Origin of the sequence: Candidatus Skiveiella danica (genome assembly GCF_022705245.1) — a bacterium.
Classification (GTDB): domain Bacteria; phylum Pseudomonadota; class Gammaproteobacteria; order Burkholderiales; family Burkholderiaceae_C; genus Skiveiella; species Skiveiella danica.
This window is the reverse complement of sequence record NZ_JAKJEW010000022.1, coordinates 1-16,801: the sequence shown is the minus strand read 5'-3', so window position 1 is coordinate 16,801 and position 16,801 is coordinate 1. Positions and strand designations below refer to the sequence as shown.

Below are 16,801 nucleotides of genomic sequence, written 5' to 3'. Positions count from 1 at the left end.
GGTTCAAAATGTAATGAGGATGCCATCCGTCGGCGGCGATCCGACCCATCCTGCCCATCTGATACGCTCTGCTGGATGCCTCCCACCTCCCGCGCCCCGGCAAAGACGGCCGCCGCATCGGCCATGTCGCCGGGCCTGATCGTGCTGCTGCTGTCCCTGCTGCTGGGGTTGCAGCCGGTCACCACCGATCTGTACCTGCCGGCGCTGCCCGCGCTGACCGAGGGATTCGGCGCCTCGATGGCACAGGCCCAGCTCACCCTGACCGCCCTGCTGCTTTCGTTCGGCCTGTCCCAGCTGGTCTGGGGGCCGCTGTCCGACCGTTTCGGCCGCCGCCCGGTGCTGCTGTGGGGCATGGTGGCCTACGTGGCCGCCTCGGTGGGCAGCGCGCTGGCCGCGTCGATGGACCTGCTGATCGTCTGGCGCACCGTGCAGGGCGCGGCGATGGGCGCGGGCGTGATGGGTGCGCGCGCGGTGGTGCGTGACCTGTATCAGCCGGTGGATGCGGCACGGGCCATGTCCAAGGGCCTGAGCGGCCTGGGCGTGATCGCCTGCGCCAGCGCGCCGCTGGGTGGCCTGCTGTCCGACCTGTTCGGCTGGCGCGCCACGCTGCTGGGCGTGGCCGTGTTTGGCGCCGCCACGCTGGCGCTGATCGCGTTGCGCTTCGAAGAGACCGTGCCCCCCGCCAACCGGCGCGCGCTCCACCCGGCCTCTCTCGCGAAGACCTGGGGGCTCATCCTGCGCCATCCGACCTTTCTGGCCTTCTCCGCGCTGTCGGCCGCATCGTATGGCGGGCTGTTCACCTTTCTGGCGACCTCGTCTTTCGTCTTCATCAAGGTGCTGGGCCTGAGCAAGACGCGCTACGGGCTGTTGATGTTCTCCATGTCGCTGTCCTACATCGTTGGCACCTTCATCTGCCGGCGGCTGCTGCTGAGCCTGGGCGTGCGACGCACCGTGGCGCTGGCGGGGGTGCTGACGATCACCGGCGGCACGCTGATGGCGGTGCTGGCGATGGTCGGCTCGACCAGCGCCTGGTACGGCCCCTGGGCCATCGTGGGGCCGTTCTACCTGTTCATGCTGGGCCACGGGGCGCACCAGCCCTGCGGGCAAAGTGGCGCCATCGGGCCGTTTCCGCAGGCGGCGGGCACCGCGTCCGCGCTCAACGGCTTCCTGATGATGGTGGCGGCGTTCGCCATGGGCGGCTGGCTCGGTGCGCACATGGACGGCACGGTGTTTCCCATGGTCTATGGGATCTGGTTCTGGAGTGTGCTGATCACGCTGTCCGCCTGGACGCTGGTGCAGCGGCACGGGCACACCCCCCGGCACTGACATGCAGGACCTGGCTGCAAGTGGCGCCATCGGCCTGGCCGGCCCCACGGCCAGCGGCAAGACGGCGGCCGCGCTGGCGATCGCGCAACGCCACGACGTGGAGATCATCAGCGTCGATTCGGCGCTGGTGTACCGCGGCATGGACATCGGCACCGCCAAGCCCTCGACAGCCGAACTCGCCGCCGTCCCGCACCACCTGATCGACATCCGCGACCCCCGGCAGGCCTACAGCGCTGCCGAATTCGTGCTGGATGCGCGCCGCCTGATCGGCGAAATCCGCGCGCGCGGGCGGCTGCCGCTGCTGGTGGGCGGCACCATGCTGTATTTCAAGGCGCTGACCCAGGGCCTGGACGACATGCCCCCGGCCGACCCCGCCGTACGGGCAGAGCTGGACGCCGAGGCGCGGGAGAAAGGCTGGCCCGCGATGCACGCCGAGCTGGCGCGCGTGGACCCGGCCACGGCCGCGCGCCTGGCGCCTAACGACTCGCAGCGCATCCAGCGGGCGCTGGAGGTGCACCGAATCAGCGGGCGACCGCTGTCGTCGTTTCACAGCCCAAAATCCATAGCAGCTGATGACCATTCCACGCCGGGAATGCCGCTGATTTCCCTGGAACCTGCCGATCGGGCCTGGCTGCACGCGCGCATCGCCCAGCGTTTCGACGCCATGCTGCAGGCGGGCCTGCTGGACGAGGTCCGGCGGCTGCGCGCGCGCGGCGACCTGCACGCCGATCTGCCGTCCATGCGCTGCGTGGGCTACCGCCAGGCCTGGGAGCTGCTCGATGCACAGACCGGCGACGCGCCCTTTCCGGTGGAACGGCTGCGCGAACTGGGCATCAACGCCACGCGGCAGCTCGCCAAGCGGCAGATCACCTGGTTGCGTTCCATGCCGGCGCGGCGGATCGTGCCCTGCGACCACCCCGATGCGCTGGCGCAGGTGCTGGACCAGGTCGATCAACTCGTCGCGCAAGGCGCCCACCCATGAGCCTCGTCGTCACCCACCTCACCAAGCGCTACGGCGACACCGCGGTGTTTGCCAACGTCTCGCTCAGCGTGGCGCCCGGTGAGTTCGTCGCCATCGTGGGCGAATCCGGTGTCGGCAAGTCGACGCTGCTGAACTGCATGGCCGCGCTGGACGACTGGAACGAGGGCACGGTCACGCTGGATGGGGTGGACATCGGCGCCCTCGGCGACGACGCCCGCGCACTCTGGCGGCGCCAGCACGTCGGCTTCGTGTTCCAGGCCTTTCACGTGCTGCCGCACCTGGACGTGGCCCAGAACGTGGCGCTGCCGCTCATGCTGCTGAACGTGCACGACGACGCGCGCGTGGCACAGATGCTGGACGCCGTGGGCCTGGGCGGCCTCGGCGCGCGGCTGCCGCAACAGCTCAGCGGCGGCCAGCTGCAGCGCGTGGCCATCGCGCGCGCGCTGATCCACCGCCCCACCTTGCTGCTGGCCGACGAGCCCACGGGCAACCTCGACCCGACCACGGCGCTGAAGGTCATGGACGTGCTGGTCGATCAGGTGCGCCGCCACGGTACCTCGGTGGTGCTGGTCACCCATTCGGAGGCCGCCGCCGCGCGCGCCGACCGGGTGCTGCACCTGACGGCAGACGGCATCCGCGCTTGAGCGGGCCGATCGGCACCGATCAGTCGGTGGCGCGCACGGCCCGGTGCTCGCCGTTCTGGTGCAGCACCAGCGCCACCACCCGGCCGCCGGCGTCGCGCTCGAACTGCAACTCGGCCTTGACCACCTCGTAGGCAAACCGGTCCGGCCGCCCCGGCACGGGGAACACCGGCACGCGAGGGAAATTGCCGGACTGCACCGCCAGCTGGCCGTCGGCCGCGCGCACGTCCAACACCAGGTCGGCGCCGAAAACGCGTTGGGCGACGAAGCGCCCGGCATAGCCGGCCGCCACGGCATCCGGCAGCACGGCCAGCGCCGGCGCGCGGACCTCGATGCGTGTCAGCGTCTGCTCGCCACCGCCCTGGGTGACCGTGGCCGCAGCCGGCTGGCCGTTTTGGCGCGTGAACTGGTAGCTCAGGCCCTGCTCCTGATCCACGAAGCGATCCGGGCCGGCCGGCGTCAGGGCGCGAAAGGCCACGTTGACGGGCCGTCGGTACAGCACGCCGTCCTGTGCCACCACGGTGAGGGTGCCGCCCACGCTGGAGCGGTAGAGGCCCGCGTAGGGCGTCAGCTGATCCGCCGGGAGCGTGAAGGGTGACGCCACCACCGGGTAATAGCTGCCCGCAATGGCATTGCGCACCCGCCAGGGCTGGGCCTGGCCATTGCTGGTGAGCAGCACAAATGCCTCCTGCGTCTCGGGCAGGACCATCCAGACCGAGCGGTAGCCGCTGGTCCAGCCTTCATGGAAATAGCTGCGCCGCTCCTTCGGCCCCCGAATCCAGACGCCGTAGCCGATCTCGCCCGTGTCGATGCGCCCCAGCGGCGTCAGCATGCGTTCGGCCGCCGGGCCCAGCGGCCCGTTTCGGCCGGCCAGCACGGCCCGGCTGAAACGCAGCAGGTCGGGCACGGTGGAGCGCAAGGCGCCCGCCCCGGCGAAGGCCTGCATGTCCCAGGGCGTGGTGGGCTGGCGGCCGTCAAACCCCGGGGCCAGGCGCGGCGCCTGCTCGCCCAGATGCTGCAGGGTGTCGGTCATGCCCAGCGGTGCCGTGATGCGCTCGCGCACCAGTTCGCTCCAGGGCTTGCCATAACGCTCCGACAGGATTTCGCCCAGCAGGCCGAAGCCCAGGTTGCTGTAGCTGGCCTCGCACGGGGGTGCCTGCGTCAGTTGCAGGGATGCCAGCGCGGCCCACATCCGGGGCCGGTCGTAGCGGCGGTACGGGCTCTCGGGTGGGCCGGCCTCGCGGAAATCCGGCGGCAGGCGCGGCAGGCAGGAGCTGTGGGTGACCAGCTGGCGCAGCGTGATCGACGCGACAGCAGGCGAGCTGAAAGCCACTTTGCCAGCGAGCACGTCGCCCAGCCGGTCGTCAAGGCCCAGATCGCCGCGCTCCACCGCCTGCGCCAGCAGCAGCCCGGTGAACACCTTGCTGATGGAGCCGATCTCGAACAGCGGCGGCGCGCCGGATCCAGGCGCCGCCGCTGGGGTCGCGTCGCCCGACTGCACCCGCGCTTCGTGGGCCTTTCCGTCACGCCAGACACCCACCGCCGCCTGGCCGTGCTTCAGCTCGCCCAGCGCCACGCGCGCCATCACGGCCGGGTCGCTGGCCAGGCTCAAGGGCTGCGCCCACGCGACCGGCCCCAGGCCGGTCAGGCCCAGCGCCAGCACCGACACGCACAAGAAGAACCCGCGAATCCGGCTTTGAACAGGCATCACGCACCCTGGCGACATGGAAGCCGGAATGATGCCAGAGCGCCCCGGCGCAAGACCTGAGCCCAAAGAAAAAGGCGGCCAGCCTTGCAGCCAGCCGCCTCACCCCTGGCGGGGACCCGGTTTATTCGATCGTCAGCCGTTGCGAGCCGTTGGTCAGCTTCTTCGGCAGGGTCAGGGTCAGCACGCCGTTGTCGTACTTCGCCTTGGCCTGCGCCTGGTCGATGTCCATCGGCAGCNNNNGGTCCTTCTTCGGCAGGGTCAGGGTCAGCACGCCGTTGTCGTACTTCGCCTTGGCCTGCGCCTGGTCGATGTCCATCGGCAGCTGGAAACTGCGCGACACAGCACCGTAATAGCGCTCGCTGCGCAGCACCTTCTCGTCCGAACCCTGGCGGTCCTCCTGCTTGACCTCGGCGCGCAGGGTCACCACGTTGCCGTCGAGCGACACGTGGATCTCGTCCTTGCTCACACCCGGCACTTCGGCCTGTACGGTGTAAGCCTTGTCGTTTTCCTTCACGTCGACCTTGATCTGGGCCGGCGACGGCAGCGGGTCGCCGTGCAGAGGCCGAACATAAAAGCCAGGCGCAATGTCCTTGAAGAAGTCATCAAACAATCCGCCGCGTGTCATCAGTGAACTCATGGTGTGCTCCTTTGCAAGAGTTGAAAACCGGGCATCGCTTCCGGACTGAAACGGCCCTTGCAACAGGATATGGGCACTGGCGAACCGATCTCAAGAGCCCGCCCGGGTGCAATGGGCCTTCTTTGCGGCACATCAAATCAACCGGCGGCTGCACGCCATCCCGAGCGCACCGGCACAATCGACCGCATGCTCGCTCTCTTGCGCACCTTCTCCTGGCAGGAATTGCGCCACCACCCCTGGCGCAATGCGGCGGCGGTCGTGGCGGTGATGCTGGGGGTAGCGCTGGCGTTCTCGGTGCACCTGATCAATGCCTCGGCGCTGGGCGAGTTCGCCAGCGCGGTGCGCGCGGTCAATGGCCAGCCCGACCTGGAACTGCGCAGCGTGCAGGGAAACCTGGACGAGTCGCTGTTCGCCCGAGCGGCCACGCATCCGCAGGTGGTGCTGGCCAGCCCGGTGCTGGAGTTGTCCACCTACGCCATCGCCCCTGGGCAGGACCGCCGGCGCGTGCCGGTGCGCGTGGTGGGAATCGATGCGCTCACGGTTGGGGCCATGGCGCCGGCCCTGATGCCCCAACCCGCCGCCGGGGCCGACCGGCTCGCGGTGCTGGCCCCAGCCACCGTGTTCCTGAACCCGGCCGCGATGGCGGCGCTGGCGCCCGGCGGATTGCCGGGCGACGGCGCCCCTTCGCTGCAGCTGCAAAGCGCGCTGGCGCTGCGCGCGGTGAGCGTGGGCGGCAGCGTGAACGCGGGCGGCGCGCCGCTGGCCGTGATGGACATCGGCGCCGCGCAGGACTTGTTCGGCGCGGCAGGCCGCCTCAGCCGCATCGACCTGCGCCTGCAGCCCGGCACCGACCGCTCGGCCTTCATCGCATCGCTGCGGCTGCCGGCGGGGGTCACGGCCGGCGAGCCCGGCGACGCGGCCGAGCGGGTGAGCAACCTGTCGCGCGCCTACCGCGTGAATCTCACGGTGCTGGCACTGGTGGCCCTGTTCACCGGGGCTTTCCTGGTGTTTTCCGTGCTCTCGCTGAGTGTGGCGCGGCGCGCACAGCAGTTCGCGCTGCTGGGCGTGCTCGGCCTGACCCCGCGCCAGCGCCTGCGGGTGGTGCTGGTGGAGTCGCTGCTGCTGGGTGCCGCCGGCAGCGCTGGCGGCATCGCGCTGGGCACGGCGCTGGCGGCGCTGGCGCTGCGACTGCTCGGCGGCGACCTGGGCGGCGGCTTCTTTGCCGGCGTGGCACCGGCCCTGCAATGGGAGGGCGGGGCCGCGCTGCTCTACGGGCTGCTGGGCGTGGCGGCTGCAGGGGTGGGCGGCTGGTGGCCGGCGCGCGCGGCGCAACGACTGCCCCCCGCGCAGACGCTCAAGGGCCTGGGTGCTTCGCTACAGACCGGACAGCACCGCGCCGTGCCCCTGCTGCTGATTGCTGCCGGCGTGCTGCTGGCACAGACCCCGCCGGTGGCGGGCATCCCGCTGGCGGCCTATGTGTCGGTCGGGCTGCTGCTGGTGGGCGGCATCACGGCCCTGCCCTGGCTGATCGGCCTGACTTATAACCGGCTGGCCCCGCGCGTGGCGCGCCGCCTGCTGCCGCTGCTCGCGGTGGAGCGCGCACGGCGCGTGCGCGAAAGTGCCGCGGTGGCCGTCAGCGGGGTCGTCGCCTCGCTGAGCCTGGCGGTGGCCCTCACCGTGATGGTGGCGAGCTTTCGCGAATCGGTGACGCACTGGCTGGATGTGGTGCTGCCGGCGGATCTGTACGTGCGCGCGGCCATGGGCACCGGCGCGGCCGACACGGTCTACTTCCCGCCCGAGCTGGTGCGCGAGGTGGCGAAACTGCCGGGCGTGAAGCGGCTGGCCACGCAGCGCTTCGTGCCGCTGCAGCTGGACCCCGCCCGCCCTGCGGTGGCCCTGATCAGCCGCGACGGCGATGGCATGGGCCGCGGCACCGCGCTGGTGGGCGAGGCGCTGCACGTGCCCGAGGGGCAGATCGGCATCTGGGTCAGCGAAGCCATGGTGGACCTCTATGGCGCGCGCCCGGGACAGGTGTTCGCGCCACTTTCAGCCTTTTTTCGACCCGGTCCCAGCGCAGAACAGTCATTTTCAGCTACTTTTTTTGTAGCAGGCGTGTGGCGCGACTATGCCCGGCAGTCCGGTGCCATCGTGATCGACCGCCATGACTATGAGCGCCTGACCGGCGACCGGCGCGTGAACGACCTCGCGTTGTGGCTGGCCGACGGCGCTGACGCCAGCCAGGTGCAGGCGGCCGTGCGCCGCGCCGCGGGATCCGGTGCCCCGGGTACCGACGGGCTGGACACCGGACTGGAGTTCGCCTCGGCCGCGCAGATCCGCGCCACCTCGCTGCGCATCTTCGACCGAAGCTTCGCCGTCACCTACTGGCTGCAGGCGGTGGCGATTGCGATCGGCCTGTTCGGCGTGGCGGCGAGCTTCAGCGCGCAGGTGCTGGCGCGGCGCAAGGAGTTCGGCCTGCTGGCGCACCTGGGCCTGACGCGCCGGCAGATCCTGGCCGTGGTGGCCGGCGAAGGCGCGGCATGGACGGCCATCGGCGCGCTGGCCGGGCTGCTGCTGGGGCTGGCGGTCTCGGTCGTGCTGGTGAAAGTGGTGAACCCGCAGAGCTTTCACTGGACCATGGACCTGGCCGCACCCTGGGGGCGCCTGCTGGCGCTGTGCGCGGCCGTGGTGGCTGCGGGCACCGTGACGGCGTGGCTGTCCGGACGCGCCGCAGCCGGGCGCGATGCGGTGCTGGCGGTGAAGGAGGACTGGTGATGCGCCGACGTTCCTTGTTGCTCGCCGGCGTTCTCGGCGGGCCTCTGGCCCGGCCCGGCCTGGCCGCCACGCCCGTCGCCTCCGCCCTGCCCCGGCGCGCGCTTGTGTTTCCGCGCGACCACGGCGCGCACCCGGATCTGCGCACCGAATGGTGGTATGTCACCGGTCGGGCCCGCACACCGGGGGCCGGGGGACGCGAATTCGGCTTTCAGGTGACCTTTTTCCGAACCCGGGTGGACGCCACCCAGGCGATGGGCTCGGCCTTTGCCGCCAGGCAGCTGATCTTTGCCCATGCCGCGCTCACCGACGTGCAGGGCCGCAAGTTGTGGCATGACCAGCGCATCGCCCGCGAAGGCTTTGGCGCCGCGGGCGCCGATGTGATGGATGGCGCCATCACGCTGCGTGACTGGTCGCTGACGCGCCGGCCCGCGGACGGTGCCTGGCTGGCCCGGCTGCCGGGCGGTGATTTCTCGCTGGACCTGGTGTGCGAGCCGACGCAGCCACCGCTGCTGCAAGGCGATCAGGGCCTCTCGCGAAAGGGCCCCGAGCCGCAGCAGGCCAGCTACTACTACAGCCTGCCCCAGCTGGCCACACGGGGCCGCATCTCCCTGAAGGGGCAGACCCTGGAGGTCACCGGCCAGGCCTGGCTGGACCATGAGTGGAGCGAGGCCCTGCTGCACCCGGACGCCGTCGGCTGGGACTGGATCGGCATGAACCTGCTGGACGGCAGCGCGCTCACCGCGTTTCGCCTGCGCAGCAAAACCGGGCGGACACTCTGGGACGGCGGCTCATTCCGCCCGCGCGCCGGTGGCGTCTATGTCTTCAGTCCGGGCGAGGTGATGTTCAGCCCGCAGCGTTTCTGGAAAAGCCCGATGAGCCTGGCCAGCTACCCGGTGGAGTGGATCGTTCGCACGCCGGCGGACTTCTACACGGTCAGGGCTGTCATCGACAACCAGGAGCTCGACAGCCGGGCCTCCACCGGCGCCATCTACTGGGAAGGCCTGAGCGAGCTGCGGGACTCCAACGGACGACTGGCCGGCCACGGCTATCTGGAGATGACCGGCTACGCGCAGCCGCTTCGCCTGTAGTCGGCGGCTGCCGCCGAAGGCCCGTCATTCGCTGCCAAATTGCTCTGGATCAAGACCCGCCCCCGGGCTGCGTCCTACAGTGAGACAGTCGTTTGAGACTGTTCTATCTGGAGACAATCATGACCCAGCCCCTCTTCATCGATTCGCTCGAAGCGGCCGTTGACCACGTGCTCGACACCATTCCTGGCGACATCGTGCTCGGCATTCCGCTGGCCGTTGGCAAGCCCAATCCCTTCGTGAACGCGCTGTATCGCCGCATCAAGGCGAATCCGGCGCGCAAGCTGCGCATCATCACCGCCCTCTCGCTGATCAAACCCGTGGGCAAGAGCGATCTGGAGCAGCACTTCCTGGAACCCCTGGTCGAACGCGTGTTTGCCGACTATCCCGATCTGGAATACGCCGTGGACCTCCGCGCCCACGCGCTGCCGCCCAACATTGAAGTGCGCGAGTTCTTCATGAAGACCGGCGACTACATCGGCAACGAAGCGGCTCAGCTCAACTACATCTCCACCAACTACACCTTCGTGGCCCGCGACATGGCGGTTCAGGGCATGAATGTGATCGCCCAGGCGGTGGGCGTGCAGGGCGAAGGCGAGGCGATGCGCCTGAGCCTGTCCAGCAATCCTGACGTGGCCTTCGAGGTGATCGAAAAAATGCGCGCGGCAGGGCAGCCGCTGATGACGATCGGCGTCATCAACAAGAAGATGCCCTTCATGCCCAATGGCGCGGAGGTCGGGCCCGACTTCTATGATGTGGTGGTGACCGACCCGGCCGGCACCCACACGGTCTTCGGGGCACCCAACAACAAGGTCAGCGCGGCGGACTATGCGATCGGCCTGCACGCCTCCAGCCTCGTGGCCGACGGTGGCACGCTCCAGATTGGCATCGGCTCGCTCGGGGACGCGATCGCGCAGGCCCTGATCGTGCGCGACCGCCACGGAGAAGACTACCGCAGCATCCTTGAAACGCTCGCCCCGGACGGCCTGGAAGGCCGCGAACTGGGCCGGTTCGACCAGGGGCTGTATGGCTGCTCGGAGATGTTCGTCAATGGCTTCCTGAAGCTGATCGAGGCCGGCATCATTCGCCGCGAAGTCTACGGTGACACCGTTCTGCAGCAGATGCTCAATGACGGCCGGCTCGCCAGCGAGGTCGTCACGCCCGAGACGGTGCGCGCCTTGCTGGCCGCAGGACGGATCGGCACACCACTGTCCGAGGCGGACGTCGCCTTCCTGAAAAAGTTCGGCGTCCTGCGCACCGGCGTGACATTGGAAGGGCGCGACCTGGTGCTCGACGGTGAACGTTGCTCGTGTGATCTGTCCGACAAGGAGGCGTTCGACAAACTCTGCGCCACGATGCTTGGGGCTCGCCTGATCGGCGGCATCTACATGACGGGTGGCTTCTTCCTCGGACCGAACGACTTCTACGAGCGTCTGCGCAGCATGCCGCCGCAGGAGTTGGCGAAGATCGACATGACGCGGATCGATTTCATCAACCAGCTCTACGGCCAGGGTGACCTCAAGCGAGCACAGCGGCGCAAGGCCCGTTTCATGAACACCACGATGATCGCCACGCTGCTGGGGGCCGTCGCCAGCGACGCGCTGGAGTCCGGCCAGGTGGTCAGCGGGGTTGGCGGCCAGTACAACTTCGTCGCCATGGCGCATGCCCTTCCGGATGCGCGCCTGCTGATGATGCTGCGCGCCACGCACGACAACAAGGACGGCCTCAGGAGCAGCATCGTCTGGAACTATGGCCACGTGACGATTCCGCGCCACCTGCGTGACATCATCATCACCGAATACGGCATTGCCGACGTGCGCGGCCAGCCCGACAGCGAAGTGGTGAAACGGCTGATCGCCGTGGCAGACTCTCGCTTCCAGGAGGAACTGGTCAAGCAGGCCAAGGCCCACGGCAAGCTTGAGCGCGACTACGAGGTGCCCGAGCGCTACCGCAACAACCTGCCGGAAGCACTCGAAGAGAAACTGCACCCCTGGGCTGATGCCGGCCTGTTGCCGCCCTTCCCGTTCGGCACCGACCTCACGGCCGACGAGCTGAAGATCGTCGGCGCGCTGAAGAAGCTCAAGCACGCCACGCAACACCCCAGTGAGTTGCTCTCCGTGGCGTTCAAGAGCTTCTGGGAAGGCAAACAGGCGCCGCAGGCCTATCTGGAACGACTGGGCCTGGCTGACGCGCACAGCTTCAAGGACGCCGTGATCCGCAGGCTGTTCGCGGGCAATCTCTAGTCCACCGGCAAGACAGGGCCGCCAGCTTCTACACTGGCGGTCATGTCTGCATCTCGTTCCAGCGCCTCGGCGCCATCGCTTGCCTCTGAAAAAAGCAGCGTCCCGGTGAAGTCCCTTTCGGGGCTACTTCCGTTTCTGCGGCCCTATCGGGGCCGCATCGTCCTGGCCGGTCTGTTCCTGCTGCTCGCGGCGCTGGCGACGCTGGCCTTCCCGCTGGCCCTGCGCAGCCTGATTGACGGCGGGGCGCTGGCGGCCACGGCCCCAGGCGAGGCCGCGCCCGAGCGCGGAGCGCAGATCATGGCCCTGCGTGGGCATTTTCTGGCACTGTTTTCGGTGGCCGTCGCCCTGGGTATCTTTTCCGCCTGCCGCTTCTACATGGTCAGCTGGCTGGGCGAACGGGTGACTGCGGATCTGCGCAACGCCGTCTATGCCCATGTGCTGCAGCAAAGCCCCGAGTTCTTCGAGACCACACAGACCGGCGAGGTGCTGTCGCGCCTGACCACAGACACGACGCTGGTGCAAACCGTGGTGGGCTCCTCGCTCAGCATGGGGCTGCGCAACGCCGTCATGGGCATCGGCGCGCTCGCCATGCTGGTCTGGACCAACCCGTGGGTGATGCTGCAGGTCGCCGTGGTGCTGGTGTGCGTGGTGTTGCCCGCCCTGTGGTTCGGGCGGCGGGTTCGCAAGCTCTCGCGCGCCAGCCAGGACCGTGTGGCCGACTCCAGCGCCATCGCGGCCGAGGTGCTCAACGCCATTCCCGTGGTGCAGAGCTACACCGCCGAAGGTCGCGAGGCCGCGCGCTTTGACCATGCGACCGCACAGGCTTTCATGACGGCGGTGCGCCGCACCCGTGCCCGCGCGGTGTTGGTGGCCTTCATCATCATCGCAACGTCCGCCGCGCTGCTCTGGGGCCTCTACCAGGGCACGCAGGCGGTCATGGAGGGCCGGATGTCGGCCGGACACCTGGGACAGACCGTGGTGTACGTAATCATCCTGGCGGGCGCGTTTGCGGTGCTGGGCGAGGTCTATGGCGACCTGCTGCGCGCCGCCGGTGCCACCGAGCGTCTGATGGAGTTGCTGCACAGCCCCTCGACCATCGTTTCACCCAAAAATCCGGCCAGACCCATGGTCAATCGGTCAGGTTCAGCTATTGAATTTGAAGCAATCACGTTTCACTACCCGTCGCGCCCGGCAACCCCGGCACTTGCCGATTTTTCGCTCGCCATCTCGCCGGGCGAAACGGTGGCGCTGGTCGGCTCCAGCGGCGCCGGCAAAAGCACCGTCTTCCAGTTGCTGCTGCGTTACTACGACCCTGGCACGGGCGCGGTGCGCATTGATGGCACTGCGGTTCAGTCGCTGGCGCTGGACGATCTGCGCCGGCGCATTGCAATCGTGCCCCAGGATGCGGTCATCTTCTCGGCTTCCGCGCTGGAGAATATTCGCTACGGTCGGCCTGAAGCGACCGAGGCGGACGTCCACGCGGCGGCATCCGCGGCCTTTGCCGACGATTTCATCCGAGCCCTGCCCGAGGGCTATGACACGTTTCTGGGCGAACGCGGTGTGCGGCTGTCCGGCGGGCAGCGCCAGCGCATCGCCATCGCACGTGCCATGCTGAAGGACGCCCCCCTGCTCCTGCTGGACGAGGCCACGAGCGCGCTGGACGCGGAAAGCGAGCGCGTGGTGCAGGCGGCACTGGACTCGGCCATGCGCCAACACAGCGGAGCGCGCACGACGCTGGTCATCGCCCATCGTCTGGCGACGGTGCAGAAGGCGGACCGAATCGTGGTACTGGAGCACGGTCGTATCGTCGAACAGGGCACTCACGACGCGCTGGTAACGGCCGACGGTGTCTACGCCCGACTTGCAGCGCTGCAATTCACGGCCTGAGCCCTTGCATGGGGCCCATGGGGGCCCATGGGTGCCCATGGGTGCCCGTTACTGAAGCGGCTCCTTGAGCGCTTCAGGAATCAGAAGGGGCAGCACCGCAATGCCCTCGTCCAGCAGCGCCTCGGTTTCCTCGGCGGACGCCTTGCCGCGAATGTTGCGTTCCTGCGCTTCGCCATAGTGCATCTGACGCGCCACCTCGGCAAAACGCTCGCCCACGTCTTCGGTGTTGGCCATGACACGACGCATCATCTGCATCCAGGTTGCATGTGCTGTTTGCATCACCTCACCGGGGCGCGCTGTCGCAACCGCCGAGGCCGGCAGCGACGGTGCATCCGTCCCACCCAAATTCAGCCTGGGCGCGCTGAGCAGCTTGACAACGGCTGTGTCGTTGCACACCGGGCAGGACACCAGCCCGCGCACGAGCTGGTCCTGGAAATCATCCTCGGAGGCAAACCAGCCCTCGAAGGTATGAAGGTGCGCGCACTGAAGGTCCAGGACTTTCATGGCCTTATTATGGCGTTGCCGCAGCATCCGGCGCATGCCAGTCGAGCGTCCATGCCCCGGAAAGCACCTGCTGGACCCAGAGCAGGCCTGCGACGGTTTTCGCGTCCGTCACGACCCCCTCACGACACCAGATGGCGAGTTGCTGCGGCGTCGCCGTGAAGACATCGAGAAACTCGCCGGCATCGAGCCGGCGCTCGCCCAGTGTCAGCCCGCGTGCAAACCAGATTTCGATGAACTCCGTCGAATAGGAGATCACCGGATGTATCACACCAGCTCGCGCCCATTCCAGCGCCACGAAGCCGGTCTCCTCCTGCAGTTCCCTGCGCGCGCAGGCCAGACGATCCTCGCCAGGATCAAGTTTGCCGGCCGGGAACTCGACCATGACCTCGCCGATGGGATAACGATATTGGCGCTCCAGCACCAAACGGACAGCGCCGTCCTCACCGGGCAGGAACGGAATCACCATCACCGCGCCGGGATGAACGAGGTACTCCCGGTCACTCGCACTCCCGTCAGGCAGACGCACGGCGTCGCGGAATGCATGCAGGAAGCGACCGCGGAACAACTCCTCGCGCCGGGTCATCACCTCGATCAAGTGGCTGTCGTTGGAACTCAAGGTCTGGTCCTTCCTGGGTTCAAAGGCAAAAGGGCACTGCTCGGCCGCCGGAAACCGGTGGGACGGCCCGTCACGACCCAGGCGCATCCGGTTGAAAGCGGCAGGACCTGGCAGGGCAGAAACATCGTCCAGTTCGCGCACGATCCACGGAATTTCAGTGTCGCGACGGAAACACGGGGGCTCGTCGTTAGATTCACTGAGCGCGCCCTGCCAAAAGGCGTCGGCAAACCACCAGGGTCAGGGCCCCGATTCGGCGCCTGCAAGCGCCTTGCGCCGTCTTGCCGAACCCGCTCAGGTCTTGAGCATCTGCACGATGGAATTCGCGCAAAGTGACATCAGACCGCCAGGGACAATCCCCAGAATCAGCACCAGCGCTCCGTTGATCGACAGCACCGCCCGCACATCGAGGGGAGCCGACACGGTGGTCGCGGTGATCGGGTTGTCGAAGTACATGACCTTCACCACGCGCAGGTAGTAGAAAGCGCCAATCAGCGACATCATCACGGCAAACACGGCGAGCGCAAGGTAGGAGGTCTGCCCAGAAGATACGAGCGCCTGCAAGACGGCAAGCTTGGCATAGAAGCCGACCAGCGGCGGAATACCGGCGAGAGAGAACATGCAGACGGCCATCACACCGGCATAGAGCGGGCTGCGCTGGTTCAGACCGGCGAAATCGGAGATTTCCTCGCTCTCGAAACCTTCGCGCGCGAGCAGCATGATGACGCCGAAAGTGGCCAGCGTCGTCAGCACATAGGTCACGATGTAGAACATCGATGAGCTGTAGGCATTGGCTGCCGACAACACATTGCCATTCACGACGCCCGCCATGAGACCCAGCAGCACAAAACCCATCTGGGAAATCGTCGAGAACGCGAGCATCCGCTTCAGGTTGGTCTGTGCGATGGCGGCCAGATTCCCCAGGAACAGCGAGGCCACCGCCAGCACGCCCAGCATCTGCTGCCAGTCAAAGGCCAGCGGCAGGAAGCCCTCTACCAGCAAACGGATGACGATGGCAAACGCCGCCAATTTGGGCGCACCGGCCACCAACAGCGTGATCGCTGTCGGAGCGCCTTGATAGACGTCGGGAATCCACATGTGGAACGGCACCACACCCAGCTTGAACGCCAGTCCCGCGACCACAAAAACAAGGCCAAAGACAAGCACCTGATGCTTGACCTGACCCGAGGCCACCGCCTTGAATACAGCATTCACGTCCAGCGTGCCGGTGGCGCCATACATCATGGACAGGCCATAGAGCAGGAACCCAGAGGCCATTGCACCCAGAACAAAATACTTCATGGCCGCCTCGGTGGCCGTGGCGTTGTCACGGCGCAATGCCACCAGGGCATAGCTGGACAGGGTCAGCAATTCGAGACCGAGATAGATTACCAGGAAGTTGTTCCCGGAAATCATGACCGACATGCCCAGCAGGGAGAACATGCCCAGCGTGAACAGCTCGCCGCCCCGAAGCATGTCGCGCACCTGTGCATAGGGGCGTGCATAGACCAGTGTGACCATCACGGCAATGGTGGTAAAGCACTTGAGCCAGTTCCCCATGGCATCGCTGACGACCATGTTGCCAAACGCGTAAATCGTCTGACCACCGAGGGCGTAAAGGCCATGGAGCAGCGCGACCAGCGCCAGCGTCGCCATCGTCAGTGCGTAGGTTGCCGTGCGCCGCGGATTGGTCACGAACAGGTCCGCCATGGCGATCAAACATGCCATGCCCAACAGCACAATTTCCGGATAAACCGCGATCCAACTGAGTTTGTCAATCATCTTCTGTTTCTCGATTCAGTCTGATCAGTTGAGCTTGGAGAGCGCCACGTGCCTGAGCAACTCGGTCACTGAAACATCCATCACGTCGGTGAAAGGCTTGGGATAGATGCCCATGTACAGCACCGCCACCGCGAGCATGGCCAGCATCAAGAATTCACGCGCGTTGATGTCGGTGAGATCGCGGACATGATCATTGGCCACCGGGCCCAGATAGACCCGTTTGAACATCCACAGCGTATAGGCAGCGCCGAAGATCAGGGCCGTGGCGGAGGCAAAGCCGATCCAGAAATTGAACCTCACAGCACCGAGAATCACCATCCATTCGCCGACAAAGCCGGCGGTTCCGGGCAGGCCGCAATTTGCCATGGCAAACAGCAAGGCAAAGGCGGTGAACTTCGGCATGGTGTTGACCACGCCGCCGTAGCTGGCGATTTCACGCGAATGCACCCGGTCATAAAGCACACCGATGCTCAAGAACATGGCGGCCGAAACAAAGCCGTGCGCGATCATCTGCACCAGCCCGCCGGACACGCCGATGGTGTTGAAGATGAAGAAACCCAGGGTCACGAATCCCATGTGCGCGACGGACGAATAGGCCACCAGCTTTTTCATGTCCTTCTG

The 16,801-nt window shown here is 67.2% G+C and carries 13 protein-coding genes; 7 read left to right on the top strand and 6 right to left on the bottom strand.

What is annotated here, in order from left to right; genetic code table 11:
• The first annotated feature begins 75 nt into the window (after positions 1 to 75).
• Genes ACMUOY_RS13185 through ACMUOY_RS13175 form a run of 3 tightly spaced genes read left to right on the top strand, consistent with a single transcriptional unit; the run spans position 76 to position 2,952 of the window.
• On the top strand, positions 76 to 1,326 hold the full coding sequence (locus ACMUOY_RS13185; RefSeq protein WP_413893184.1) for a multidrug effflux MFS transporter: 1,251 nt from the start codon (positions 76 to 78) through the stop codon (positions 1,324 to 1,326).
• Position 1,327: 1 nt separating this feature from the next.
• A complete protein-coding gene (gene miaA, locus ACMUOY_RS13180; RefSeq protein ID WP_413893183.1) occupies positions 1,328 to 2,308 on the top strand; it encodes a tRNA (adenosine(37)-N6)-dimethylallyltransferase in 981 nt (326 codons plus the stop codon).
• The gene (locus ACMUOY_RS13175) at positions 2,305 to 2,952 is read left to right on the top strand and encodes an ABC transporter ATP-binding protein (protein ID WP_413893182.1); all 648 of its coding nucleotides are present in this window, start codon (positions 2,305 to 2,307) and stop codon (positions 2,950 to 2,952) included. The genes miaA and ACMUOY_RS13175 overlap by 4 nt, the downstream gene beginning before the upstream one ends.
• A gap of 19 nt (positions 2,953 to 2,971) precedes the next feature.
• Here the strand turns inward: ACMUOY_RS13175 and ACMUOY_RS13170 are convergent, their stop codons facing one another.
• Together ACMUOY_RS13170 and ACMUOY_RS13165 are read right to left on the bottom strand one after the other, a co-directional pair.
• Entirely contained in the window at positions 2,972 to 4,657 is a 1,686-nt protein-coding gene (locus ACMUOY_RS13170; protein ID WP_413893181.1) for a serine hydrolase, read from the bottom strand.
• A gap of 121 nt (positions 4,658 to 4,778) precedes the next feature.
• On the bottom strand, positions 4,779 to 5,294 hold the full coding sequence (locus ACMUOY_RS13165; protein ID WP_413893180.1) for an Hsp20/alpha crystallin family protein: 516 nt from the start codon (positions 5,292 to 5,294) through the stop codon (positions 4,779 to 4,781).
• Positions 5,295 to 5,480: 186 nt separating this feature from the next.
• Here ACMUOY_RS13165 and ACMUOY_RS13160 point away from each other — a divergent pair, with 186 nt between their 5' ends.
• From ACMUOY_RS13160 to ACMUOY_RS13145, 4 genes are all read left to right on the top strand, one after another.
• Entirely contained in the window at positions 5,481 to 8,066 is a 2,586-nt protein-coding gene (locus ACMUOY_RS13160) for an FtsX-like permease family protein (protein WP_413893179.1), read from the top strand.
• Positions 8,066 to 9,154 (top strand): lipocalin-like domain-containing protein, encoded by a 1,089-nt coding sequence (locus tag ACMUOY_RS13155; RefSeq protein ID WP_413893178.1) that lies wholly within the window; start codon positions 8,066 to 8,068, stop codon positions 9,152 to 9,154. Before ACMUOY_RS13160 ends, ACMUOY_RS13155 begins: the two co-directional genes overlap by 1 nt.
• Before the next feature lie 119 nt (positions 9,155 to 9,273).
• Positions 9,274 to 11,394, top strand: coding sequence for an acetyl-CoA hydrolase/transferase C-terminal domain-containing protein (locus ACMUOY_RS13150; RefSeq protein ID WP_413893177.1), 2,121 nt, complete (start codon positions 9,274 to 9,276; stop codon positions 11,392 to 11,394).
• Between the two features lie 42 nt (positions 11,395 to 11,436).
• A complete protein-coding gene (locus ACMUOY_RS13145) occupies positions 11,437 to 13,281 on the top strand; it encodes an ABC transporter transmembrane domain-containing protein (RefSeq protein WP_413893176.1) in 1,845 nt (614 codons plus the stop codon).
• 48 nt (positions 13,282 to 13,329) lie between these two features.
• Here ACMUOY_RS13145 and ACMUOY_RS13140 read toward each other — a convergent pair whose 3' ends face one another.
• From ACMUOY_RS13140 to ACMUOY_RS13125, 4 genes are all read right to left on the bottom strand, one after another.
• A complete protein-coding gene (locus ACMUOY_RS13140; protein WP_413893175.1) occupies positions 13,330 to 13,785 on the bottom strand; it encodes a DUF1178 family protein in 456 nt (151 codons plus the stop codon).
• Between the two features lie 7 nt (positions 13,786 to 13,792).
• The gene (locus ACMUOY_RS13135; RefSeq protein ID WP_413893242.1) at positions 13,793 to 14,368 is read right to left on the bottom strand and encodes an NUDIX domain-containing protein; all 576 of its coding nucleotides are present in this window, start codon (positions 14,366 to 14,368) and stop codon (positions 13,793 to 13,795) included.
• A gap of 324 nt (positions 14,369 to 14,692) precedes the next feature.
• The gene (nuoN, locus tag ACMUOY_RS13130) at positions 14,693 to 16,180 is read right to left on the bottom strand and encodes an NADH-quinone oxidoreductase subunit NuoN (RefSeq protein WP_413893174.1); all 1,488 of its coding nucleotides are present in this window, start codon (positions 16,178 to 16,180) and stop codon (positions 14,693 to 14,695) included.
• Positions 16,181 to 16,204: 24 nt separating this feature from the next.
• Positions 16,205 to 16,801: proton-conducting transporter membrane subunit (locus ACMUOY_RS13125; RefSeq protein ID WP_413893173.1), on the bottom strand; the 597-nt coding region annotated here is incomplete at its 5' end.

Bases quoted from the DNA above. Each gene is read 5' to 3' on its own strand.
- ACMUOY_RS13175 (WP_413893182.1), top strand. From the start codon at position 2,305: ATGAGCCTCGTCGTCACCCACCTCACCAAGCGCTACGGCGACACCGCG.
- ACMUOY_RS13140 (WP_413893175.1), bottom strand. From the start codon at position 13,785: ATGAAAGTCCTGGACCTTCAGTGCGCGCACCTTCATACCTTCGAGGGC.
- ACMUOY_RS13150 (WP_413893177.1), top strand. From the start codon at position 9,274: ATGACCCAGCCCCTCTTCATCGATTCGCTCGAAGCGGCCGTTGACCAC.
- ACMUOY_RS13145 (WP_413893176.1), top strand. From the start codon at position 11,437: ATGTCTGCATCTCGTTCCAGCGCCTCGGCGCCATCGCTTGCCTCTGAA.
- ACMUOY_RS13185 (WP_413893184.1), top strand. From the start codon at position 76: ATGCCTCCCACCTCCCGCGCCCCGGCAAAGACGGCCGCCGCATCGGCC.
- nuoN (WP_413893174.1), bottom strand. From the start codon at position 16,180: ATGATTGACAAACTCAGTTGGATCGCGGTTTATCCGGAAATTGTGCTG.
- ACMUOY_RS13155 (WP_413893178.1), top strand. From the start codon at position 8,066: ATGCGCCGACGTTCCTTGTTGCTCGCCGGCGTTCTCGGCGGGCCTCTG.
- ACMUOY_RS13170 (WP_413893181.1), bottom strand. From the start codon at position 4,657: ATGCCTGTTCAAAGCCGGATTCGCGGGTTCTTCTTGTGCGTGTCGGTG.
- miaA (WP_413893183.1), top strand. From the start codon at position 1,328: ATGCAGGACCTGGCTGCAAGTGGCGCCATCGGCCTGGCCGGCCCCACG.
- ACMUOY_RS13160 (WP_413893179.1), top strand. From the start codon at position 5,481: ATGCTCGCTCTCTTGCGCACCTTCTCCTGGCAGGAATTGCGCCACCAC.
- ACMUOY_RS13135 (WP_413893242.1), bottom strand. From the start codon at position 14,368: ATGACCCGGCGCGAGGAGTTGTTCCGCGGTCGCTTCCTGCATGCATTC.